Source organism: Anabaena sp. UHCC 0187 (assembly GCF_009712035.1).
Taxonomy (GTDB): Bacteria; Cyanobacteriota; Cyanobacteriia; order Cyanobacteriales; family Nostocaceae; genus Dolichospermum.
On the sequence record NZ_VILB01000014.1, the window covers coordinates 60,024 to 84,354 of the forward strand.

Annotated in this window: 19 protein-coding genes and 1 tRNA gene; 6 read left to right on the top strand and 14 right to left on the bottom strand. The window is 38.7% G+C overall.

Annotation, left to right across the window (positions count from 1 at the left end; translation table 11 throughout):
* Positions 1–24 precede the first annotated feature (24 nt).
* The 3 genes from rpaB (at position 25) to FJR11_RS16765 (ending at position 2,064) form a co-directional block, all read left to right on the top strand.
* Entirely contained in the window at positions 25–753 is a 729-nt protein-coding gene (gene rpaB, locus FJR11_RS16755) for a response regulator transcription factor RpaB (RefSeq protein ID WP_168505688.1), read from the top strand.
* Between the two features lie 90 nt (positions 754–843).
* A complete protein-coding gene (locus tag FJR11_RS16760; protein ID WP_168505690.1) occupies positions 844–1,485 on the top strand; it encodes a cofactor assembly of complex C subunit B in 642 nt (213 codons plus the stop codon).
* 63 nt (positions 1,486–1,548) lie between these two features.
* Positions 1,549–2,064, top strand: coding sequence for a DUF456 domain-containing protein (locus FJR11_RS16765; protein WP_168505692.1), 516 nt, complete (start codon positions 1,549–1,551; stop codon positions 2,062–2,064).
* Between the two features lie 88 nt (positions 2,065–2,152).
* Here the strand turns inward: FJR11_RS16765 and FJR11_RS16770 are convergent, their stop codons facing one another.
* The 4 genes from FJR11_RS16770 to FJR11_RS16785 form a co-directional block, all read right to left on the bottom strand.
* Positions 2,153–2,887, bottom strand: coding sequence for an LEVG family PEP-CTERM protein (locus FJR11_RS16770; protein WP_168505694.1), 735 nt, complete (start codon positions 2,885–2,887; stop codon positions 2,153–2,155).
* Between the two features lie 441 nt (positions 2,888–3,328).
* On the bottom strand, positions 3,329–3,991 hold the full coding sequence (nblB, locus tag FJR11_RS16775; RefSeq protein ID WP_168505696.1) for a phycobilisome degradation protein NblB: 663 nt from the start codon (positions 3,989–3,991) through the stop codon (positions 3,329–3,331).
* 98 nt (positions 3,992–4,089) lie between these two features.
* On the bottom strand, positions 4,090–4,548 hold the full coding sequence (locus FJR11_RS16780; RefSeq protein ID WP_168505698.1) for a CBS domain-containing protein: 459 nt from the start codon (positions 4,546–4,548) through the stop codon (positions 4,090–4,092).
* 188 nt (positions 4,549–4,736) lie between these two features.
* On the bottom strand, positions 4,737–5,300 hold the full coding sequence (locus FJR11_RS16785; RefSeq protein WP_168505700.1) for a Uma2 family endonuclease: 564 nt from the start codon (positions 5,298–5,300) through the stop codon (positions 4,737–4,739).
* An 882-nt stretch (positions 5,301–6,182) separates the two neighbouring features.
* On the opposite strand from FJR11_RS16785, the gene FJR11_RS16790 reads away from it, so the two are divergent.
* Entirely contained in the window at positions 6,183–6,800 is a 618-nt protein-coding gene (locus tag FJR11_RS16790) for a Uma2 family endonuclease (protein ID WP_168505702.1), read from the top strand.
* A gap of 36 nt (positions 6,801–6,836) precedes the next feature.
* On the opposite strand, the gene FJR11_RS16795 is transcribed toward FJR11_RS16790, so the two are convergent.
* Positions 6,837–8,543 carry a diflavin flavoprotein gene (locus FJR11_RS16795; RefSeq protein WP_168505704.1) on the bottom strand — a complete coding sequence of 569 codons (1,707 nt, stop codon included), beginning with the start codon at positions 8,541–8,543 and terminating at the stop codon, positions 6,837–6,839.
* Between the two features lie 59 nt (positions 8,544–8,602).
* A complete protein-coding gene (locus FJR11_RS16800) occupies positions 8,603–10,327 on the bottom strand; it encodes a diflavin flavoprotein (protein WP_168505706.1) in 1,725 nt (574 codons plus the stop codon).
* Positions 10,328–10,436: 109 nt separating this feature from the next.
* Here FJR11_RS16800 and FJR11_RS16805 point away from each other — a divergent pair, with 109 nt between their 5' ends.
* On the top strand, positions 10,437–11,252 hold the full coding sequence (locus FJR11_RS16805) for a pantothenate kinase (RefSeq protein ID WP_371417563.1): 816 nt from the start codon (positions 10,437–10,439) through the stop codon (positions 11,250–11,252).
* Positions 11,253–11,366: 114 nt separating this feature from the next.
* Here FJR11_RS16805 and FJR11_RS16810 read toward each other — a convergent pair whose 3' ends face one another.
* On the bottom strand, positions 11,367–13,394 hold the full coding sequence (locus tag FJR11_RS16810; RefSeq protein WP_168505708.1) for an ATP-binding protein: 2,028 nt from the start codon (positions 13,392–13,394) through the stop codon (positions 11,367–11,369).
* A gap of 505 nt (positions 13,395–13,899) precedes the next feature.
* A tRNA-Thr gene (locus FJR11_RS16815) sits at positions 13,900–13,971 on the bottom strand.
* Between the two features lie 34 nt (positions 13,972–14,005).
* On the opposite strand from FJR11_RS16815, the gene FJR11_RS16820 reads away from it, so the two are divergent.
* Entirely contained in the window at positions 14,006–14,269 is a 264-nt protein-coding gene (locus FJR11_RS16820) for a DUF3493 domain-containing protein (RefSeq protein ID WP_168505710.1), read from the top strand.
* Between the two features lie 42 nt (positions 14,270–14,311).
* Here the strand turns inward: FJR11_RS16820 and FJR11_RS16825 are convergent, their stop codons facing one another.
* The 6 genes from FJR11_RS16825 to tuf all read right to left on the bottom strand — a co-directional run bounded on the left by FJR11_RS16825 (position 14,312) and on the right by tuf (position 24,327).
* The gene (locus FJR11_RS16825; RefSeq protein ID WP_168505712.1) at positions 14,312–15,925 is read right to left on the bottom strand and encodes a DUF1565 domain-containing protein; all 1,614 of its coding nucleotides are present in this window, start codon (positions 15,923–15,925) and stop codon (positions 14,312–14,314) included.
* Positions 15,926–16,148: 223 nt separating this feature from the next.
* Positions 16,149–18,719 (bottom strand): PAS domain S-box protein, encoded by a 2,571-nt coding sequence (locus FJR11_RS16830; protein ID WP_168505714.1) that lies wholly within the window; start codon positions 18,717–18,719, stop codon positions 16,149–16,151.
* A gap of 681 nt (positions 18,720–19,400) precedes the next feature.
* A complete protein-coding gene (locus FJR11_RS16835) occupies positions 19,401–21,521 on the bottom strand; it encodes a prolyl oligopeptidase family protein (RefSeq protein ID WP_168505716.1) in 2,121 nt (706 codons plus the stop codon).
* A 237-nt stretch (positions 21,522–21,758) separates the two neighbouring features.
* Positions 21,759–22,409 carry an LON peptidase substrate-binding domain-containing protein gene (locus FJR11_RS16840; RefSeq protein WP_168505718.1) on the bottom strand — a complete coding sequence of 217 codons (651 nt, stop codon included), beginning with the start codon at positions 22,407–22,409 and terminating at the stop codon, positions 21,759–21,761.
* A 206-nt stretch (positions 22,410–22,615) separates the two neighbouring features.
* Positions 22,616–22,933, bottom strand: coding sequence for a 30S ribosomal protein S10 (gene rpsJ / locus FJR11_RS16845; protein ID WP_015078100.1), 318 nt, complete (start codon positions 22,931–22,933; stop codon positions 22,616–22,618).
* Between the two features lie 164 nt (positions 22,934–23,097).
* Entirely contained in the window at positions 23,098–24,327 is a 1,230-nt protein-coding gene (tuf, locus tag FJR11_RS16850; protein ID WP_168505720.1) for an elongation factor Tu, read from the bottom strand.
* Between the last annotated feature and the right edge of the window lie 4 nt (positions 24,328–24,331).

The following is a 24,331-nucleotide window of genomic DNA, read 5'->3' on the forward strand; positions in this document are numbered from 1 at the left end:
TTTAGTTAAGGAGCATGACAAAACTTGGAAAGTCATAAAGAAAAAATCCTGGTAGTAGACGACGAAGCCAGCATTCGTCGGATTTTGGAAACACGCCTTTCCATGATTGGCTACGATGTGGTGACAGCGGGAGATGGTGAGGAAGCTTTAGAAATATTTCGCAAAGCTGAACCAGACCTGGTAGTTTTAGACGTAATGATGCCAAAACTAGATGGTTATGGCGTTTGTCAAGAATTACGCAAAGAATCGGATGTCCCCATTATTATGCTCACCGCTTTGGGAGATGTGGCAGACCGCATCACAGGCTTAGAATTGGGTGCTGATGATTATGTCGTTAAACCCTTTTCACCCAAAGAACTAGAAGCACGGATTCGCTCAGTCTTACGACGGGTAGATAAAACAGGTGCAAATGGTATTCCCAGTTCTGGGGTGATTCATGTCAGTACCATCAAAATTGATACAAATAAGCGTCAAGTTTATAAGGGTGATGAGCGAATTCGCTTAACCGGTATGGAGTTCAGCTTATTAGAATTGTTAGTCAGCCGTTCGGGTGAAGCTTTTTCCCGTTCGGAAATTTTGCAAGAAGTATGGGGATATACTCCCGAACGCCATGTAGATACTCGCGTTGTGGATGTACATATCTCCCGGTTACGGGCAAAATTAGAAGATGATCCCAGCAACCCAGAACTAATTCTCACCGCGAGAGGTACTGGTTATCTTTTCCAACGCATACTGGAAGCGGGGGAAGAGTAAGAAGTTAGGTGACAGGTACTACGCCACGGTGACAGAGGGAGAAAGAATTTTACCAATGACAACTGACAACTAACAACTGACAACTAACAAATGACTAAATCAGATCCCAATCGAGTTTTACGGCGTTTACCCTTGGTTGTTGGGGGTTTAGGTGCTGTACTTTTGTTAATGAATCGGTTGTTAACACCGGAACTGACAAATTCCCAAGCACGGGGGGATGTGCTGGGGGTAATTTTGAGTGCCGTGTTGATTTTAACTGGTTTGATTTGGCAACAGGTACAGCCGCGCACACCTGAGACAGTAGAATTGATTGGGGAAGAGGGTTTTTTTTTAGCAGCAGATTTACCAGAAACCGTGAAAATAGAATTAGCCTGGGCATCGCGGTTATTATTAACAAATACAGTCACGCGATCGCTTATAGTTTATTATCAAGGTAAAGTTCTGTTACGTCGCGGGATTCTAGCTCCTAAATCGGAAGTAGTACCAGGAATAATCTTAAAAAAAGTATTAGAAACACAAAAGCCAATTTATTTAGTGGCTTTGTATGTCTATCCTGGTAAAATTGAATTTGATTATTTGCCAGAAAATACCCAAGGTGTAATTTGTCAACCAATTGGTAAAGAAGGGGTTTTAATTTTAGCGGCAAATGCTCCCCGCAGTTACACGAAACAAGATGAAAACTGGATTGCTGGAATTGCGGATAAATTAGCTGTAACCCTTAGTAATGGGTGATGCGTGATTAGTAATTTTGTTCTCCCTTCTTCCTTCTGACTCCTGACTCCTTACCAAGTAATTATGCAAATTATTTATTTACTCTTAGTGGCTGTAATGTTGGTAGGAATTATTGGTGCGGTAGTTCCGGCTATACCTGGCAGTAGTTTGATTCTAGTATCTATTATTATTTGGGGAATTGTCAGTAATTCCTTTGCAGCTATCAAAATTCCCCTGATTGTGACAATCATTGTTTTACTCCTGAGTATGGGTGTTGATTTCCTTGCTGGTTACATTGGAGCAAAACAAGCCGGTGCTAGTAAGTGGGGACAAATTGGCGCATTTGTGGGTTTATTACTGGGATTCTTTGGATTATTACCAGCTTTACCCTTTGGTGGACCCTTGTTAGGAATTCTATTTGGACCACTTTTAGGAGCAATTGTAGGTGAGTTCCTTTACCAACGGCAATTATGGCCTGCGGTGAAAGCTGGTATAGGAATTACTGTGGGAACAGTTGTGGGGAATTTGATTCAAGGTGTCTTAGCTATCAGCGCAGTTATAGTATTTTTATTGACGACTTGGCCGCAGGTATATGGATGACAAAAAATTGAGTAGATTCAGATATCCTCATTTCAATCAAGGATTTACTGTTTCTACTCAATTCATTATTAATTTATTTTTGAGAATATTAAGCTACTATTGAAGCTTTTTTGCCTTTACGTAAAGCAAATACACCAGCTACACCTAAAGCGCTCAAACCTAAAACATTTGTAGGTTCAGGTACTGATGCTTGCAGAAGTACACCATCTTTAGATGTACCTGTGCTGCTGCCCAATTTCACTTTGAATGACTTGACATTGGTTAGGGACAATAATTGGATATTGTCATTAGGCCCAGCAGCAATATTTCCGTTAGCATATGCAACACCATTTACCTCTAAAACTGAGGTTCCCGGTTTTTCTGTGTCTAAGAAACTGAGCTTTAAGGTATCAAGGATGTTGTCAAATGTGAAAGTGAATATACCATACTCAAATTGACCGTCTTCAGGGAAAGTGCCATTTGTCTCTCTAGCTACGGGACGAAACCAGGTATCGTTATTAGAGTTATTTGTTCCTATGTCATTAGCATCGAAATTAATACTAAAGCCAAGATTGCCAGCACCCACACCGTTGTAGGTGTTAGCACCTGTTTTATCAACGAACAAATAACTTTTACCGTAAACACCACTTAATGTGTGACTTTTGACAGTGTAACCAGAGGGTGCTACACAAGTAGCAGTAAAACAAGTAAGGTTTGTTAGTTTAACTTCACCTTCGGTAGATGGAACGATGGAAGCAGCTTGAGCTTGGGATACAGTACCGATGATACTTAAACCGACAACTGATGCTGCAAATGTTGCTGCTAGGGAGTTAAATTTTCTCATGTCTTTATATTGCTATTGTTTTAAGTATTACAAGTTGAGGCTTTTATGTTTTTTTGCCTCTTTATCTTTACTACTACATTATAAACCGGATATTTACCTAAGTAAATATGACATGAGGATAATTTACAGAATCTTTAAAAAAGGAATACTGTTCTTCATGAAAACTTCATATTAGAAATATTTTGTTCCCCAGACCCGGTAAAGATAAATTAGTTAAACCCCTTGCTATACAACACATTCAGGTAAATTTAGAGTTCTTATTCCAATTTACCAGAAAATAGGGACACAGCCAGCCCGTATCCCTAAAATCTATTCGGTATTTACAGAACTTCTCGGACAATCAATTTCTTTATTTTGTGCAACTTTACATAGAATGGGGATTAAGCAACTTGCATATTAGTCCTGTACTTCAGAATATTTGCCAGGATCAGAAAGGTGAAATTAAGCTAACTGCAAGGATTTTTTAGCTTCATTGGCGATCGCTTCTACTTCGTCATTCACCAAAGTTGCTAAAATAGATTTAGCATCATCACTATTTAAACGAGTTAAAGCTTGCACCACTCTATAACGTACTTGCCAATCTGGATTAGTGCTGTATGGAACTAAGAGAGGAACTGCTTGTGGATCTCCTAACTCACCGAAAGAACTAATGGCCGCAGTTTGAATTAAGCCATTATCTGAAGCCAGTGCTTGTGTCAGTAATTCAAAACCGCGCGGATCTCCTAATTCTCCCAATGTCGCAATAATGCTAAACTGTACTAACCATTCTGGTGTTTCCTGGTAAAGCTGTTCTAAATCTTCAAAAGCATCATGTAATTTCAGCGCACCTAAACAGTCGGCTGCTGCGGATTGGACATCTGCTTCAGGATCATGAAGTAAGTCCCGTAATATCTTCAAAGATAATGGTAAATCCTGTGTTCCCAGGGTATCCATTTGACTCACCGCAGAATAACGCACACGCGCACTTTTATCACCAATGGCAATCTGTACCAATTCTAAACCAATTTGCGGCTCTAGTTCCCGAATTTGATTAACTGCACGCAAACGATCACCCAAATTTTCAGAACTAAGTAACTTTTTTATACTATCAGCAGAAACACTCATTTAATTATCCTAAATTTTGAAAATGGAAATTGGTGATTGGGAAATGGGAAATGGGAATTAATAAAACTTTTTTCCCTCATCTTCCCAGTCCCCAGTCCCTACTCAGCAGCCATACTGCGAATAATATCACCACGAGTCAGAATACCAATTACCTTACCCACACTGTCAAGTACGGGGAGACGGTGAACTTTATGATCTTGTATCAATTTTGCTGCTTCTCTCAATGGTTTATCGGGAGAAATAGTCAGGGGATTTTTACTCATAACTTCCCCTACGGTTTGTCCTAAAGCCTTATGTAAATCCCGTTCATAAGCACCAGGATTTTGTAAATAAATCACACTATCCAAAATCATGATATATGCAGGTGGAGTTACACCAGTTTCTTGCCACATCAAGTCTGTTTCTGAGATAATCCCTAATAATTTACCTGCGTCATCAATTACAGGTAAACCGCTAATTCGTTTTTCAGCTATAATTTGGATAGCTTCTTTTAAGGGAGTTTCCGGACGGACGAGGATAGGATCACTACTCATTACGTCAGCAACAGTTTTAGACATTTCTTTACTTACACCTTTTATAAAAGTCTTTTTAATTATTGTAGAAAATTATCGGTAACAAATAAATACAGTTAATAGATTGTTACTTTTCATCTTAAAAATAAACGTTGCTTTTCTCGAAAAAATATTTTTTAAGGTTGAAGATCATTCTGAATTATTTCTGGTTTTTAGATACCTGAATGTGGGTTTTAAATTTGCAACTCAAATCCTGGTAATACGTCTTCTCCAGAAAGTAATACGGGAATTTGAAGAATTTCCACAGGTTTTCCGAGTCGGTAAATTTCTACTTGTTTGTCTTGAGGATTAATTAACCAACCCAAACGCAAACCATTATCTATATATTCGGTGCATTTTTCTTGCAGGGTTTTCAATCTGTCTGTTTTTGATCTGAGTTCAATTATAAAATCAGGTGTAAGTGGGGGAAATTTTTCCCGTTCTTCAACAGTCAATACTTCCCAGCGTGCTAATTTTATCCAAGCAACATCAGGTGAACGTTTTGCACCATTGGGAAGTCGGAAAATGGTTGAAGAACTAAATACTATTCCTAATTTGGTTTGGTAATTCCAAGTACCTACTTTAAAAATTAAATCCGCTTCACTACGGCCGCTTTCTCCCCCTACTGGTGGCACAATAATTAATTCTCCTTGTGCATTTAGTTCTAAGCTGACATCTTTATTCGCCATACAGAGTTGGTAAAACTGTTCATCTGTCAGGTGAATAACTGGATCTAGGTTTAAGGTAACTGTATTCATTAACACTGAATTAGTACATTTGTTCTAATGAAATGATGTTTTCAAAAGTAGAAAATTTTTCTTAGTAAAATTAAAAATTTACTGAAGTGTTAGGTTATAATAACTAATGAAATGCTGTATAAACAGCAAATCCATCATCCAAGGTTGATGGATGATGTTAAAATTGAATATCAAATTACACAAGACAAAAGAAGGTATTTATGAACTATGTTTTTGTCCTGCTTTGTTTGGCTTTAATAGCTATTAGTTTTATAAGCCTAGCTTTTACAGCCAAATACACGGATTCAACGGCTAAAACTGTAGAATCTGTTGTTACTCAGTTAAAACTGAAGTAAATTCAAAATATACAGTTACACAATAATGTGATGTTTGTGCAAGAAACATCAGTATCATGTTGTTTGCTGTATCAAGAATAACCTTGCCGTGGGTGGACTGCTCTGATAGAGGTCTACCCTTTTTTTATCTTACTCTTATTATAATAGCAGACTTATTATATAAAAGTGAAATATTTTTTCTCGTTTTTCCTCGTTCCTAGTCTCTGACTAGGAATGCAGTTGATGAGGCTCTGCCTCAACTACCAGCACAAAATCGGGTAAAGTGGCTTGTATTCTGGGATTGGAGGCAGAGCCTCCTGGTAGGCATTCCCAGCCGGAGTCTGGGAACAAGCAGTATGTCTGTTTTAATTCCATTCTAAAACAAGTAAAATAACTAAAATAAAACATGGTTAAATATGTAAAATAGATGCTTTTGGTCAAATTTTAGTGGTTGTGCATATATAACTAAATAATGAGATTAGACTTATTTATACTCGCTTATAACTATCCTTCCCTCTAAGAGTCGCTGCAATTTGAATGATTTTGAATTTACAAAGGTAGGTAAATTATGCTTCAAGCCTTACCAAAAATAGTAACTTTTGCAGAATTTATAGAATGGCTACCTGATAGGGGACGCTATGAATTACATGATGGAGTAATTGTTGAAATGAATCCACCAGTAGGTTTTCATGAGGATATTATTTGTTTTTTAGCTGAGAGAATCACGGCTGAGTATTTACGGTTGAATTTACCTTATGGAATCCCAAAAACCACTTTTGTTAAAACACCAGGAAGCGAATCCAGCTATTTACCCGATGTGTTAGTAATCAATAGAAACATTCTAGCAACTGACCCAAACTGGAGAAAATCAGCAGTAATTTCTGAACCTGATTCTATTCCTTTAGTTATTGAAATTGTTAGTACAAATTGGCAAGATGATTATTATAAAAAGCTCGGAGATTACGAAAGATTAGGTATTCCTGAATATTGGATTGTGGATTATTTAGCACTGGGAAGTAAAAGGTTTATTGGTAGTCCTAAACAACCAACTATTTCTATTCATCAACTGATAGATGGAGAATACCAAGTTAGTCAATTTACAGGTAGTGAATTGATAGTATCATCAATTTTCCCAGAATTAAAGTTGACTGCGGAACAAATTTTTAAAGCCGGTAATATTAATTAAACTGTACATTTAGGTGGGCAATGCCCACCCTACTGTTTAATAATAACTGGCGGATTTGCGATAATGTACGGCTGTGACAGCATCTTGATTTAAGACTTTACCATCATCAACTGTGGCATAAACCAACCAATGATCACCAGCTTCCATGCGACTTTGGACAGAACATTCTAAATACGCTAAAGCACCATTGAGAATAATTCCGCCATTATTGGCTTCTTGAGTGTCTAAACCTGCAAATCTATCTTGTCCGGGGGCGTAAACTTTCATAAATTGCTTACGAATTTCCTTCCCTTCCGCCAAGATATTGACTACAAATTTATTACCACTGTAGGTCATAATTTCCATAGCCCGGTCTTTAGCTACCGCAATGGTTAAACCAGGAGGATTAAAACTGGCTTGTGTTACCCAAGAGGCTAACATTCCCGTTTTCACTTCACCTTGGGTTGCTGTAACCACACATATAGAACCAACAATCCGCCCTACTGCTTGTTCTACATTACTTGCAGGTTGTTTAGCGACAACTGATTTTTTCGCGGCGCGTTTCAATGCTTGGGCGAAATCAGTGCCGGCTTCTTCGCAGGTTTGTAAGGTAACTTCATTGGGTTTGAATTTAACGCGAATGGTGTCAAAACCAAATCTGTATCCTGCGTCTTTGAGTTTGCTTTCAATTAAATCAACAGCTTCTCCACTCCAACCAAAAGAACCAAATACACCAGCTAATTTATTGTTAGTCGCAGTAGAGAGGACAATTCCTAAAGCTGTTTGCACTGGGGTGGGTGCGTGTCCACCTAAAGTGGGAGAACCTATGACGAAACCGGCGGATTTTTCAATAGCGGCTTTGATTTCTTCAGGTTCAGTAAATTCGCAGTTAATCGCCTCGACACTGACACCGGCTTTTGTAATGCCGCGAGCGATCGCCTGTGCTAAAGTTGCAGTATTGCCATAGGCAGAAGCGTAAATTAAAGCCACTGTCATATCAGCGGAAGTTTGCTGTTTAGTCCATTCCCGATAGCCTTTGGTAATATCAATTAAACCATAGCGCACCATTGGCCCATGACCAGTCGCGTACATTCGCACCGGCAAATCTGCCAATTTGTCTAAAGCTGTTTCGATTTGTTTGGCGTGGGGTGCCATTAAACAGTCAAAATAATAGCGTCTATCTTCGTTAAAGACTTCCCAACCTTCATCAAAAACCTGATCTGAGCAAATATGCGCTCCAAATAATTTATCAGAAAACAAAATTTCTGTTTGTGGGTCCCAGGTACAAAGTTCGTCAGCGTAACGGGGGTTAGGTGTGGGAATAAATTGTAAATGATGTCCTTTGCCTAAGTCTAGGGTATCTTCCCCCCGCATAATCAGAATTGGTAAATCTTCTTTTTCCAATGCAGCGCGTAAATTTATCGCCCCTGGGTTGGAACAAACAAAGGTAATTTGGGGGGCAATTTCCAGTAATGCTTTTAATGTTGCGGCGCGGTTGGGGTTAATATGACCCAGGATTACATAATCGAGAGTTTTGACATCAAACCGCTGTTGTAAGGCTGCGAGGTAAATTTCGGTAAAAGTTTCGCCAGGGGGGTCAACAAGGGCATTTTTATCGCCTTGGATGAGATAAGAGTTAGCCGTTGTTCCCTTGGCTAAAGCATATTCAATTTCAAATCTTAATCTTGCCCAACTGCGCGATCGCAATACGATGGTATCTGTACCAATGGGCAATATTTGTACGTCACGGGGTTTAGTTTTCATGTATGTAGTCTCACGCAAAGGCGCAAAGGCGCAAAGAATCAAGGTCTAATTTGAATTGTTTAATAATGGTTTCCTACTTTGCGGTGGTGTACTGCGGTCATGGCATCGGGATTGGATACTCTACCGGCGTAGGCTGTGCTGTATACTGCCCAATGATCGCCACAATCCATGCGGCTGACGACTTCACATTCTATGTATGCTAGGGCATCTGTGAGAATGGGTGCGCCATTTTCAGCAGCTTGGGTTCGGACTCCTTCAAAACGATCTGCACCAGGGGCAAATCTTTTTAAGAAGTGTTTCATTAATGGTTGATAGTTGCCTTCTTCGAGTACGTTAAGAACGAAGCGATCGCCTACTTGCATGAGTGATTCTATCGCCCGATCTTTAGCGACTGCGATGGAAAAGCCCAAGGGTTTAAAGCTGGCTTGACTTACCCAGGAGGCTAACATGGCGCTGGATACGTCGGATTTTTTGGCTGTGATGATATATAAACCACCGCTAATTCTTCCCAAAGCTTTATCTAAGTCAGCCGCAAGGGATTTCATGGCTTTGATACTTTTGTCTCTTGTCAGCCATTGTCCTAAGTCTGTACCAGCTTCTTCACACTTTTTGTAGATGTTGGCTGTGGGTGTTTCCCGAATTTCCAGGACGGGGAAAGCGACATTTAAGCCTAAAGCCCGGAATTTATTTAACAACGGATAGGTGGGTTCATCATCTCCTCCACCGGTTTCAAAAATGCCAATTGCTTGTTTTTCTTTGGCAGAACCTAAAACGGTGCTAAGTGCAGCTTGAATGTTAGGATTGCTTGATGCTGGAGGCATTCCTACAACCAAACCGGTACAACGTCCTACTAATTCGCGCAATTCTTGTAATTCGCTGACGCTGGCTAAATCTACTATTTCGACAGCAAGACCGGTTTTTGTAATCCCATTAGCAATAGACTGGGCAATGCGATCGCCAAAACCGTACTCGGAGACGTAAAATATGCCTACAGGGGTTTCCGCTTTGGTTTGTCCTTGACTCCAATTCCGATAGCGTTCTGTTAATTCTTCAACATTATGATATAACAATGGTCCATGTCCGGTGGCAATCATGCGAATGGTTTTCAATTGTTCCATGCGTTTCATTGCAGACAGCACAGAACGGGCATTTGGTTCCATTAAACATTCGTAGTAATATTGGAAATCGGCTTCTATTGCTGCTAAATCGTCATCAAAGGTACTTTCTGAGCAGTAATGTAAGCCAAAGGCATCGCAGGTATAGAGAATTTGGGTTTTGTGGTCAAAGCTGAAAATGGTATCCGGCCAGTGTAAATTAGGAGCAATGACAAATTCAAATTCATGGCCATTTCCTAAATCTAAGCGATCGCCATTTTTGACAATTTTGCGGTTAAATGGTTGATGTACCATGTCTTCCAAAAACTGAATTGCCACTTTTGACGCAACTACAGTAATATTAGGAGCGAGTTGCAACAGGTCTTTTACTAAACCGCTGTGATCTGGTTCAGTGTGACTAACAATTAAATAATCAATATCTTGGGGATTAATTAAACCCGTGAGAGTATCAAAATAAAGTTGGCGGAATTTTTCATGGGAAGTATCAACTAGGGCGATTTTTTCCCCCCGAATCAGAAAAGAGTTGTAGGTTGTACCATTTTGTAAGCCAAATTCAATATCAAAGCGATCGCGGTCCCAATCTAATGACCGAATTGCGGTAGTATCTTCACTAATCTCTACAGTATTTATAGTTAGACGCTTTTCTAGTTTATCGGTGAGCAATACCATAACGCCCCTCTTGAATAAATTGAGTATTTATGCCTTTCTCTTATTGTGGCACGGGTTGAATATTAATTTTTATTAAAAAACATATACCTCAGTTAAGAAAATCAAAACTGTGAATAATTATCCCTCCTCAAAAGACCAACATCATCTTTCTATAGCCCTAATGGTCGGTAATTCCCGTCTCCATTGGGCATTATTCATAGATAAAACCCTATACTCAACTGGGGACACATTTCATCTATCTGCATCTATTATCCAACAATTAGCTCAATATCCAACTTTAGATAATTGGCTGACAGCTATTTCTTTACCTAGCAATCTTCCCATTATCCCAGATTATCCTATTCCTCTGATTCTCGCTTCTGTTGTTCCCTGTCAAACCGCACTGTGGCAAATTTACCCCCATCTGCGCCTGATTACCTTGGAAGATGTACCATTAGGGGGAATGTATCCCACACTAGGAATTGATAGGGCTTTGGCTGTATGGGGTGCGGGAAAACTATTGGGATTTCCCACATTAGTAATTGATGCCGGTACAGCGTTGACTTTTACAGGTGCAGACAATCATCAATGCTTGGTTGGTGGGGCAATTTTACCAGGTTTGGGGTTACAATTTGCCAGTTTAGGACAAAAAACCGGACAATTACCATTATTAGAAACTGGTTTAATGACATCTTTACCGCCACGTTTTGCCATGAATACATCAGACGCAATTCAAAGTGGAGTAATTTACATTTTATTAAGTGGGATAAAGGATTTTATTGAGGCTTGGTGGCAGTTATTTCCTGATAGTCAGATTGTGATGACTGGTGGTGATAGTAATTTATTGAAAAACTATCTTTATCAACAATTTCCAGATATAGCAAACCGATTAATTGTGGAAAATAAATTGATATTTCAGGGAATTAAAGATATAGTAATTAGGTAGTTGGGTAAAAGAGAGTTATAGAATATAATTGTGGGCAAGCGTCGTCATATAGCAAGGGTTTTGGACATCTAACAGTGATATTTAATCACAAGGGGAGCGGTAGAATCATAAATATTAAATGCCAAGTTTATCAAATAAAATCTTATTACGCAATTTTGCATCTTTGATAACTTTATCAAATGATAAAACTTCAATATAAGCATTTGTATTTTTATTAAAGTTAAAATATCCATCTTGATCAGGAGTTATAATGTAACCAAAAGTATTTTCTAAAATATCTCTGACATTACTTGTTAAATCGCAAATAACATAGACATAAAAAGGTGTTGTTGGAGTCACACGAATTAATCTGCCATTTCTGTCTTCTAAATTATTAGCCCTTATTTTAGAAATATAAGAAGAGACCTGAGATATAGGATTTTCATCTTCTTTATCATAATCTTTTCTCATAGGTCTTTTAAATTCTACTATTGTTATAGAAGAATAAGGAGTGTTTTGAGTATCAACAAGAAGAATGGGATTATTAAAAATAATAATATCTGGTCTGCTTGAGCTATCAACTCTAAGAGGATCTGGTAATTTATTTAAAGGAATATCAGATGACAAATGATAATGATAAGATAATCTTTCATCTATAATCCAAAGATTTTGTTTTTGAAAAGAATTTATATCATCTGAGGTAGCTCTCATAGGAAATATAATTTCATGAATTTCACTCTCCAAAGAATATCTATTTTCATCATTACGCTCAAGATGCTTAGTGAATAATTCAATTATAATTTTTCTATGAACAACATATTCAGCAAGTTTATTAATGCCAAAATCATTATATTTTTCTAAAAATTTATGATACTCTTGACGATATATTGGAAATTTATCAAAATTTTCTATAGGCTCACTTAGTATTTCTTCAGATTGTTGTTTTAAAGATAATTCAAGGCGTGATTTAATCTTATACAATTCAGTATCTAATTTTTCAGATGATAAACCTGGTTTAATCGAAGCCAAGTCTTCTTTAGCATATTTCAGTAATGGACGATACTGAATAGCTTCATGCACAATATATTTTTGAATTTCTTGAAGTTTATTTTCCTGAATTTTCTCTAAATAAGGTGATAACTCTTGAGACAACAAAGTCACTAATTTTTCACGAATTTCTTGATAAGAAATTAAACCTAATTGTTCTGATAAACCTTCGTGAACCTCAATAATGTTATTAAATCCCAATCTTTCTTGATTTACATTTTCATCAAAAAATTTACTAGAAACAAAAGCTAAATAAACAAATTTCTTACCATTTTCATAATCTTCTATCTTACTATTTTCTAATAAATTTGGAATCAATTTGTGTAATTGGTGTGAAATTACAGTGCGATGATTAGCACAATAATAAAGAGTATGTTTTAAATCGGAAGAATTATAATATTTAATTCCTGTTACAGTAAATTCATTATTTTTAATATTTATAGAATAACTATTAGAAAAAGCTTCTAAATACTTGAAAAAATAATCATTTATATCAAAGTTATTATTTCCATCAATTACATTAATTCTAGGAGCTTTACCTAAAACAAAATAAGATATGCAATGCTCTAAAATCCTTCTTCCGATAGTTTCAACTTTTTGTGGAAAATTATCTCTATAAGGAGGTAAAAAATTTAAAAAATCAATCTTCGTAAAATTTTGACAATCTTCATCAGATAAAGAAATACAGGAAATTTGTTTAACACCGTTATGTTGAAAATTAAATTCTAAGTTTCGTTTATAAAAGCCATTTTTGGAAAAAATGCTTTCAATATGAATGTCTGCAAAAGCTTTAAGCCAAAGAAATCTACCAATACCCTTTGAGCCTCTTGATTTCTTGTATAAACTGTCAGAAGTAGAAAAAGATTGAAAATTATCAGAATTAAATCCTATGCCATTATCAATAACAGACAATCCTACTACTTTAGCAAAATTTCCATGATCAATAAGCCCTGATTGATAATCTTCTCGTATAAGAGTAATGTCAATAAATCCATTGCTAATTTTTCTATCTTCAATAGCATGAATAGAATTAATAACTGCTTCAAACAAAGGAAACAAAGATTTGCTTTCTGGTAAAGGAATGTTATTGACTCTTCCTTCTAAACTGATATCCATAATTTAAACAGTATTTTTCAATCCGAAGAAACAACAACATTCTATCATACATATAAATAGAAATACTACTTTATGATAGAACTGCTATTAAAGTATTATCCTGAAATTTTAATTAACAAACCAAACTTCGCTATCACAGAAGCTGATGACCTAAGTAACACACGAAAACACTACATATTTTACTTCACTTACAATTCCAGTGTGTCCCTCTTTTATAGCACGTTCAATATAGGTTACGTTAATGATTCCTTCAATGCCAGTGATATATTAGGATTTTGAGTATATAAATCCTAATGTATCAACTTACTTGCTAACTCTTGATAAATAACATCTAACCACACAGGAATCACAGTTTTACCTTCATCCAAAGAGGCGATAGCGAAGCGCTCCGCAGGAATCGCTCTTACCCTATTAAATTATACTAAAGAAGGTATGATCAAAACTACTCTTTACTGTAGCTTAGTAGCCACTGAATCTACCCGTTAACAGTTGTTATATTACTTAAAGCCGATGATGAGATTTGAACTCACGACCTACTGATTACGAATCAGTTGCTCTACCCCTGAGCCACATCGGCAGTATACAGTCAAATATCATAACATAATTTATTGATGATGGAACAAAATTCTCCAAAAAATCTCAAACCCCAACAATATGAACGCCTCAAAGCCGAAGTAGCCGCACCCTATCGGGGTTTACGGCAATTTATTTATATCAGCGTCGGTGCTTCTGGTTTTATTGGTGCATTCGTCTTCTTTTTTCAACTCCTAGCAGGACGCGATATTGAACAAGCAGCGCCCAATTTCGCAATCCAACTAGGAGTAATTGGGTTAATGGTGTTTCTCTGGAAATGGGAAAACAGAAAGAACAAGTGAGAGGCAAAAGGCAAGAGGAAATATTCTCCCCTAAACCCCTACCTACTTACCAGTTACCAGATATGGAGAATTAATTGCTTGAGCGCGGCCAGCATTAACCAAGGCTTGATAGATAAATGCAGCAATTTCGGCTCTAGTTGCTGGACGCACAGGAGCGAGTTGTTGAACAGTAGGATAGTTAATGACTAATTGCCGTGAAGTTGCGGCAGCCACTGGACCAAGTGCATAATCAGGAATTTGACCAGCATCAGTATAAAAATTGATCACAGTCTGAGTATTTGCAGTTAAACCCAAACCATTAGCCAAAGCAACTAAAGCTTGAACTCTAGGAATTTGTTGCTCTGGTTTAAAAGTTAAATCAGGATAACCAGATAGGAAGGGACTGCTAGAAGCAATTTGAATGGCGCTATAAGCCCAATAATTGCTTTTCACATCTTTAAAAGTAATCGCTGTGCGTGTTGCAGAGGGCTTGAAAGCCTTATTGATAATGGCAGCAAATTGAGCGCGAGTTACAGGTTCATTGGGCTTAAAACTGCCGTCGGGGAACCCAGCAATAATATTTTGAGAAGCTAAGGCTTGAATGTAAGCTTTTGCCCAGTAACCTTCTTGTACATCATTAAACTGCCCAGTAGCAACGGTAGCAGCTACAAAATCTACAGCCCCAAAAATAAGCTTCTGATTGATATCGTTACCAACAGCTAAAATTCTATTAGTTTTGGTAGCATTATTCAAATCATAGCGAGCATTATCGCGGATAAGATTGCCACCAGGACTTTCATTAGTACCAAGGTCAGGGAGAGCATTAACTGTGACAACTACACCATCTCGTTTATTACTGCGAATGGCATTTTTACGGAGTATGGGTTTTGCACTTTCTGATATAAACAGACCATCGGTGTTTTGAGTAATGTTATTAGACTCTAACAAAGGTGTGGAATCACCACCAATCGCTAGGCCAAAACCAGTATCCTGAAATAAGTTGCCACGAACCGAACCTTGGGCAGACTTAGCAATAGAAATCCCGTTGCCCTTGTTTTTCAAAAAGACGTTATTTTCAATTTGGGGATTTCCTGTACCTGTAACAAAAATTCCTTCTCTGGCACTGTTAATAAAGCTACTATTTTTGATCACAGGATTACTGGATTCTACCCATACAGCCGTTCCCCGTGAATTCGGGTTGGTAAAAGTTAAACCTGTAATAATAGTGCTATCGTTTGCTAACAGTGTAATATCCTGTCTGGCAAAGGTGCGACTGGTGTAATAACCACCACCGATAATTAAAGTTCCTTCACCTTTGTTAGATTCATTACCTTGAAGTGTCACACCTGAGTTGAGGACGAGGGGGAATGTTTCACCGCTATCTTTGCTATAGCTACCAGGAGCAACCTGAATTACTGTCCCTGGTTGAGCTTTAGAAAGGGCAAAGGTAATGGTTTTATAGGGTGCGGCTGTAGTTCCAGCACCGGGGGTATCTTGTCCTGTGGCTGAATTAACGTAAATGACAGTAGCACTCGCTGGAGCTTGGGCTGTTAATGTTGGGGTAGCACCAGCGTTAACTTGACTAGGTATGAGAGTAGAACTACCAGCAATTATTAAGAAAGCTGTCAGGCTGGTTTGCAAGGATAAACGAGAAATGTGAAAACCCTGATTTTTCATTTTTTTTACTGAATTATGTGTTTAATTATCTTACTTTCACAAAAGTCGCAGGCAACAGATGCCTATCTGTAAAACCTATGACAAACTATAACGGATGATTAGCACTTATTTTGCTAAAAAGCCAATTAAAAAAATTAGGTAACTTAACAGTTCAGTGATTTTTAGCTTCCTTCTTGATTCTTCCTGACTCGGAAACTTTTATGGCTTAGGCCACACTACGCTATCAGCAAACCCCTTTGATTAGTGGTAGTCTCAAGGTAAAAGTAGTCCCCTGTTCAAGACCAGGACTATCAGCTTGAATAGTCCCACCATGCAGTTCTACTAAATTGCGAACCATTGCTAATCCCAAACCTAACCCGCCAAATTCTCTGCTATTTGAGCTATCTTCTTGACGGAAGTAATCAAATATGTAGGGTAAAAATTCTGGGCTGATACCTTTGCCTGTATCACTGACTGTGATTTGAGCATGAAAGTCAACACGCTCTAGCCTGACTTCTATTTGCCCACCATGAGGTGTAAATTTGACAGCATTGGATAATAGATTCCAAACAATTTTTTGCAACCGGGTTGCATCACCATGAACTAGGCCAGTATTTGTTTGAATAATAGTTTGAATCTGAATTTTTCTATTTTGGGCTGCTAAATATAGCCTTTCTTCCACTGCTGAAATTATAGTAGCTAGATTAACTGGAGAAATATTCAAAATGTCTTCACCCTTGAGCATACTGGACATATCCAGCAAATTATCTATTAAGTCAACCTGTAATTTAGCATTGCGCTCAATAATGATCCCAGCTTTAGCCATTTCTTCTGGTTGTAATCTCTCTTGTTTCAATAAACTAGCCCAACCGATTATGGGGCTAAGGGGTGTCCGCAATTCGTGGGATACAACCGCCAAAAAGTTATCTTTGATCCGGTTAGCGGTTTCTGCTTGTTTTCGCGCCGCTTGTTCTTGTTGGAACAGATAATCCCGTTCTTTAATTGCAGCTTGCTGTTTGGTGATGTCATTGGAGCAGCCAACTATATGAGTAATGTTGCTATGCTTATCCCGGATGACCGAAAGCCGCAAGTTGATATAAACAATATCTCCTGATTTCGAGCGACAGGTAGCCACCTCTACCTCATGGCGACCCTTTGCCAATAGGGTTGGCATGATGTTTGTTTGGAGTTCAAGTGGATCGACAAAGAGAATACTAACACTCTGGCCAATCATTTCTGCCGCAGTGTAGCCATAATATTTCTCTGCACTCGGATTCCAACTTTGAATAATGCCATTGATATCTTTAGTGATGACAACATCGTGAATTTCTTCGAGGATCTGAGATTGGAATTTTAAAATGGCTTCTGCTTGCTTCCGTTTAGCTTCATTACGCTTTGCTTGAGTAATATCCCGTCCCTCTGGAATCAGCATCACTACTTCACCGACATCATTTCTGAGGGGTCGGATTGAGAAATCTATGGTGAGAATTTGATTATTTGCTCCCTGCACTTCTACTTCGTAGGAAATAAATTCACCTTGGGCAGCACGAGCGATCGCTTGCTTTAACTGATCCTGAGTTGCCTGGGAAATTTGCCAACAATAAACTTCCCAGATAGGTGTGTTGACCAAATCTGCCATTTCCAACCCAGTAAATTCCAAAGATGCTTGATTGAGTTCCAATACCATCCCTTCTAGGTCAAGTAGCCCTGTAAAGTGAAATCTTTGGTTGAAGATGGCACGATATTTACTTTCACTGGCTGCTAGTTCCTCTGTCCGTTTCTGTACCTTTTTCTCTAGTGAAGCATTGAGGTTTTGCAGATTTTCATAGAGTTCTCCTTGCTGAATAGCAATAGCAAGTTGTATAGAAAGTTTTTGCAGTAAATCGAGTTCTTGGGTCTGCCACTGCCGAGTTGTGCTGCATTGGTGAACAATAAGTAAGCCCCAAAGGATATGAAAAGAAGATTTAGAAACGCGCTGATCTTGCAAACAGCTAACTGGAAAATCATCCTCTGCTGCCGGTGGCTGATACTTAAGCAAGATCGGCATGACAATACTAGATTTAACTTGAAATTGCTCTAATAAGTTGATATAGCACGGTGTTAATCCAGCATCATAAATATCAGAAATTGCCCGAATTTTGCCGCCATAATAGGCAGTTTCCTGAGTTTCCCGAAAGCAATTTTCCTGAATTTGATTATTGAGGCAAGCTGTCCATTCAGGTAAAACGGACTCAGCGACTATTTTGCCATTCATCTCAGGGTCAAACTGGTATATGATCACCCGATCAGCTTTGAGAAATTCCCGCACCCCTTGCACCGCTGTTGGCAATATATCCTCTAAACGAATGAACTGATGAATGCGGAGGGCAATCTCTGCCAATAACTGTTGTTGCTGCCCCTGCATCTGCATATTCTGGATCATGCGGGTTTTCTCTAGCACCGTGCAAATGGCGCGGCACAGTCCTTCAGGCGTGATTTTGTTCTTAACAATGTAATCCTGAACACCGCTTTTCATTGCTTGCACAGCAATCTCTTCGTCTCCCGTCCCTGTTAGAAAAATTACTGGAATTTGCATCCTACCAAATTGCAACTGCAACAGGTTGATAAATTCCAACCCATTCATATCTTGTAGTTGATAGTCTAGAAGTATTAAGTCTGGCTGATTTTGAGCTATTTGCTTTAATGCCTCTAATCCTGATTTAGCCTCAGTGATATGATATGTAGCCATACTATCTTGACTGAGAAAGCGGCTATATAATAACCAATCTACTGGGGAATCTTCGACAAACAGGATTTCGTAATGGGCAATTACCATAGTTTATTTGAAAGCTTGATTCATAAGATCTCGCGGTAAGTGGGAAACTCAGCCACAAAGCGTGCTGAGAGGGAAGCGACACGGGCGGTTTTAACCGCATTGAATCTTTTTCATTACCGCCTTGGAGTTGGGAAATTCGGGGTACTCTTGTGATGTACTTTCAACGGGACAATTACCGATTCAAATTTCTCAACTCTGTACGCATAATGTTTTGCTCCAAAGAGCCTCCCATTTCTGGGGTAATGTTAGCTTAGACCAGTTATTAGAGCTTGTTAGGCTTGCAACACTGTTCCAGTGACCTTAGAACTGTTTAATCACAAGCGACAGAGCCAGGAACTAGCTACGCATTCGCTGGGTGTCGTGACTCAAATAACGGCTACCCTTTGACTCCCTTCGACTTCGCTCAGGGCAAGTTGCTCAGGGTGGTCTGGTCAGCACGGCTTGCTTGATTACTCTTGCAAGCCCAGTCCTTTTAAGGCTGGGTTACTGACGTCACAAGGTAAGAGTAGCATTTCACCCAAAACCCAAGTCAAATTCTACCAGACTATCAATTCATATTACAGCAGTCACACACTCATATATATATATATATATATATGAGTGCAGATACCAAAAAGATGCGCTTGCAAAAATATTGTATCAGCAGTTGTTGAGAATCATCGTGCATTTATCCACCGATAATTAAACTTCAACCTCCAAAACGCACACCAAAAAACCCCACTTATCAGCCGCTTCTTCAATAATTTTCGTCGTTGGTTTACCTGCACCATGTCCCGCTTTTGTTTCAATTCTAATTAATACAGGTGCATCACCATTATGGGCTGCTTGTAAAGCCGCAGCAAATTTAAAACTATGGGCAGGAACTACACGATCATCATGATCTGCGGTAATAATTAAAGTTGCTGGATAAGCTGTTCCCGGCTTCAAATTATGCAAAGGTGAATAAGCATACAAATTGGCAAATTCGGCGGCATTTTCTGAAGAACCATATTCAGCCACCCAAGCCCAGCCAATGGTAAATTTATGGAAACGCAACATATCCATAACACCGACTGCGGGTAAGGCTGCACCAAATAAATCAGGGCGTTGTGTCATACAAGTACCCACCAATAAACCGCCGTTACTACCTCCACCAATGGCTAGTTTTTCAGGTTTAGTGTAATTATGAGAAATTAACCATTCAGCCGCAGTAATAAAATCATCAAAAACATTTTGCTTTTGCAATTTCATTCCGGCTTGATGCCATTCTTCCCCATATTCACCACCACCGCGCAAATTAGGAACAGCATAAACTCCCCCCATTTCTAGCCAGATTAAAAGACTAACGGAAAAACTTGGGGTTAAGGAAATATTAAACCCACCATATCCATAGAGATAAGTGGGATTATTGCCATCTAATTTAATCCCTTTTTTGTGGGTAATAAACATTGGCACTTTCGTTCCGTCTTTACTTTCATAAAAAACCTGTTTTGTCTCATATTCATCAGCATTAAAATCTACTTTTGGCTGACGGAAAATTTCACTTTTACCCGTTTTCATATCGTAACGGTAAATAGTTCCGGGTGTGGTAAAACTGGTAAAATTATAAAATGTTTCTGTATCATGCCGTTTACCACCAAATCCACCGGCTGAACCAATTCCAGGTAATTCTACTTCTCTAATAAAATTACCTTTGAGATCAAATATCTTAATTTGGCTATGGGCATCTTGCAGATAATCAGCGACAAATTGATTATTCAAAATACCAGCACTTTCTAATGTTTCTACAGCTTGGGGAATAATTTCTTGCCAATTTTCTGAAGTTGGTTTTTTAGTATCAATGGCAATAACTCTGCCTTTTGGGGCATTTAAATCTGTGCGAAAGTAGAAAACACTATCATCATTATCAATAAAGCTATAATCCGCTTCAAATTTGTTAATTAGTTCGATAACTTCAGCCTGGGGATTTGTTAAATCTTTGTAGAAAACCAAATTTTTGGAGTCAGTTCCTAGCCAGATTGAAATTATCAAATATTTGCCATCTTCGGTGACACTACCACCAAACCCCCATTCTTTTTCATCAGGACGATGATAAATTAAAATGTCTGCTGATTGCTGTGTACCAAGTTTGTGATAATAAAGCTTTTGGTAATAATTAACATCTGTCTTGGAAAATTGCTCCTCTTGGGGAAACCCCAAGACCGCATTTTCCGCTTCTAATTTAGTTTTTTCATTGGGTTCATCATAACGACTGTAGAAAAAACCTTGATGATCATGAGTCCAAGCAGCACCGGAAAATTTAATCCATTGTAAATGATCTTCTAAATCTTCACCTGTGGTAATATCTCTAATTTTCCATTCTTGCCAATCTGAACCAGAACTAGATAAACCGTAAGCTAAAAGTTGACCATTTTCACTGATAGAAATTCCAGAAAGGGCAACTGTACCATCTTCTGAAAGTTGATTAGGGTCAAGTAATACTCTTGGTTCTGCTTCTAGGTTTGGGAGAGTATAAAGAACACTTTGATTTTGCAATCCATCATTTTTGAAATAAAAGTAACTTTCACCTTCTTTAAAGGGAGTTCCATATTTTTCATAATCCCAAAGTTTGGTCAACCGCTGCTTGATTTTTTCCCTAGCAGAAATTTCATTTAAGTAGCTAAAGGTAACTTGATTTTGTGCCTCTACCCAAGCTTTTGTTTCTTCTGTATCCGGGTCTTCTAAGGCGCGGTAAGGGTCTGTAACCGCAGTTCCGTGATAATTATCTATTTGATCACTTTTGCTAACGGTGGGATAGGTCAGAGGTTGTTTAGAGTTAGACATAAATTGAGGATAAATAAACTGTTAGAGACTTCCAAATGAAAAAATATCCCAAAATTTCTTCTGGTGCAGGCATCTTGCCTGCTAATAATACAAGGACGGGCAGGATGCCCATCCCACAAGATGAGATAGCGTTCGCGGAGCGTCCCGGAGGGAACTAGCGCTGCTGCAAGCAGTTCATCTTTTTTGTGGAGTTCTGTTATATCTATCCTACCTATGATCTGATTCAAGCTAGTTGAGTTATTCCATTTCACTAAAAGTATCTTTGAGAACAGAACGCGCTGCTAAATGATTACGAGTAGAAGTAAGAATTTCCGCTTCTCGTTCTAAACGAGCCAGTGTATCCTGTATTTCTAATAATGCTTGTTGTTCGGGAGCGACACCATAGAGATTACTAGCTATCCAATAAGATAATTCTGTGGGTAAATCTGGTAAATCTTCTGGTAGTTCAATCTCTTGTTCTGTTAATTTGGCTGAGAGACGCACAACATCCCGCAATAGTTGTTCTACCTCAGTAGCTAAAGGACGTAAGTCTGTAGCTGGTGGTTGGTCTTCAATCCATTCTACCAAACCGACACGATAGGGCTTTTCACGGACATATTCTAAAACCCGAAACCTTTGCTGTCCTAAAGCTAATAGCTTGATTCTGTCATCAGGTAGGCGTTGATAATGAAGAATTTCCGCGCAACAACCCACGTTAGCTATTGTCCCTTTTGTGGGATCAATCATCAATACCCCAAATCGGCGATCGCTCTCCAAAATCGTATTCATCATGATTCTGTAGCGAAATTCAAAGATATGTAGGGGTAATGGTCTAGTAGGAAATAGAACCACTTCTGGTAATGGGAATAGAGGTAGTTCACGCACTGCAATTTTAGAAGAAGATGTCATTGTTAGTATTGTTAGTTAAGTATAAATTCTAGTCTTAAAATATTATATTTTTCCGTACTTTATTTATATTTTATCATGATGTTTTATGGCTAATAAAAAGCCCTGAGATAAATTTTCTCAGAGCTTCCTAAATGTCAGTTGTCAGTTGTTCGTTGTCAGTTGTTTTTCCTTCACCACTGACCACTGACCACTGACCAATGACAAATTTACAATTTGACTTCAATATCTACACCAGAAGGCAAATCTAGCTTCATGAGTGCATCAATAGTTTTAGAAGAAGGCTGGTAAATATCAATAATCCGGCGATGGGTGCGGGTTTCAAAGTGTTCGCGGGAGTCTTTATCTACGTGAGGCGATCGCAGTACGCAATATATCTTGCGTTTTGTGGGTAAAGGAATTGGTCCGATAGCTGTAGCGTTGGTACGGTTAGCTGTTTCAACAATCTTCTCGCAAGATGTATCTAATAAACGGCGGTCAAATGCCTTTAAACGAATTCTAATCTTCTGCTGCTGTAGAGTTGCCATTTTTAGTTTTCCAGGTTCGGTAAATTTTAGACTTTAGATTTTAGATTTTTAGATGTTAAATTTCATCGCAAATCTGAAATTTAAAATTGTTTATGGGAATAGAAAGGAGCAGAGATTATATAATTCATCTCTACTCCTTTTGAATAAGAGCAAAAAGGTGAGTGTTATTTCAAGATTTTAGCGACAACGCCAGCACCAATAGTCCGGCCACCTTCACGAATAGCGAAGCGCATACCTTGTTCAATAGCGATCTCATTGATCAATTCTACTGTTACCTTGATGTTATCGCCAGGCATAACCATTTCCACATCTGTACCTTCCCTATCGGTAAAGGCTTTGATTGTTCCAGTTACATCAGTTGTCCGCACATAGAACTGAGGGCGATAACCTGCGAAAAATGGTGTTTTCCGACCACCTTCTTTCTCAGTTAAAACGTAAACTTCACCTTCAAACTGAGTGTGAGGTTTAATTGTACCAGGTTTGGCAATTACCATACCCCGCTCAATGTCTTCTTTTTTGAGACCACGTAGTAGTACACCAGCGTTATCTCCAGCCATACCTTGATCAAGGCTCTTTTTGAACATTTCAATCCCAGTGACTGCGGTAGTCTTGGTATCTCTGATGCCAATTAGCTCAACTGTATCGCCAACCTTAACGATACCGCGTTCGATTCGTCCAGTAGCAACTGTACCACGACCTGTAATGGTGAACACATCTTCCACAGCCATCAAGAATGGTTTGTCTACATCTCTCTCAGGAGTAGGAATAGAAGCATCTACAGCATCCATCAACTCATAGATTTTGTCTACCCACTCATTTTCACCACGCTGAGTTTTGGGATTAGCGGTCATAGCTTCAAGAGCCTTCAGACCGGAACCTTTGATAATGGGAATATTATCACCATCGAAATCATAATCGGTGAGGAGTTCCCGCAGTTCCATTTCCACCAATTCCATCAACTCATCGTCATCCATCATGTCTTGTTTGTTCAAGAACACGACCAGACTAGGAACACCTACTTGTTTTGCCAAGAGGATGTGTTCACGGGTTTGGGGCATAGGACCATCTGTAGCTGCAACTACGAGGATACCTCCATCCATTTGCGCCGCACCAGTGATCATGTTTTTCACATAGTCAGCGTGTCCAGGACAATCTACGTGAGCATAGTGACGAGCAGTGGTTTCATACTCAACGTGAGCGGTGTTAATTGTAATACCCCGTGCCTTTTCTTCAGGGGCATTATCAATTTGGTCGTAACCCTTACCTACTGCTTGACCATTAGCGGCCAAGGTCATGGTAATAGCTGCTGTTAAAGTAGTTTTGCCGTGGTCAACGTGGCCAACAGTACCGATATTAACGTGAGGTTTCGTTCTTTCAAACTTTGCGCGTGCCATGAAT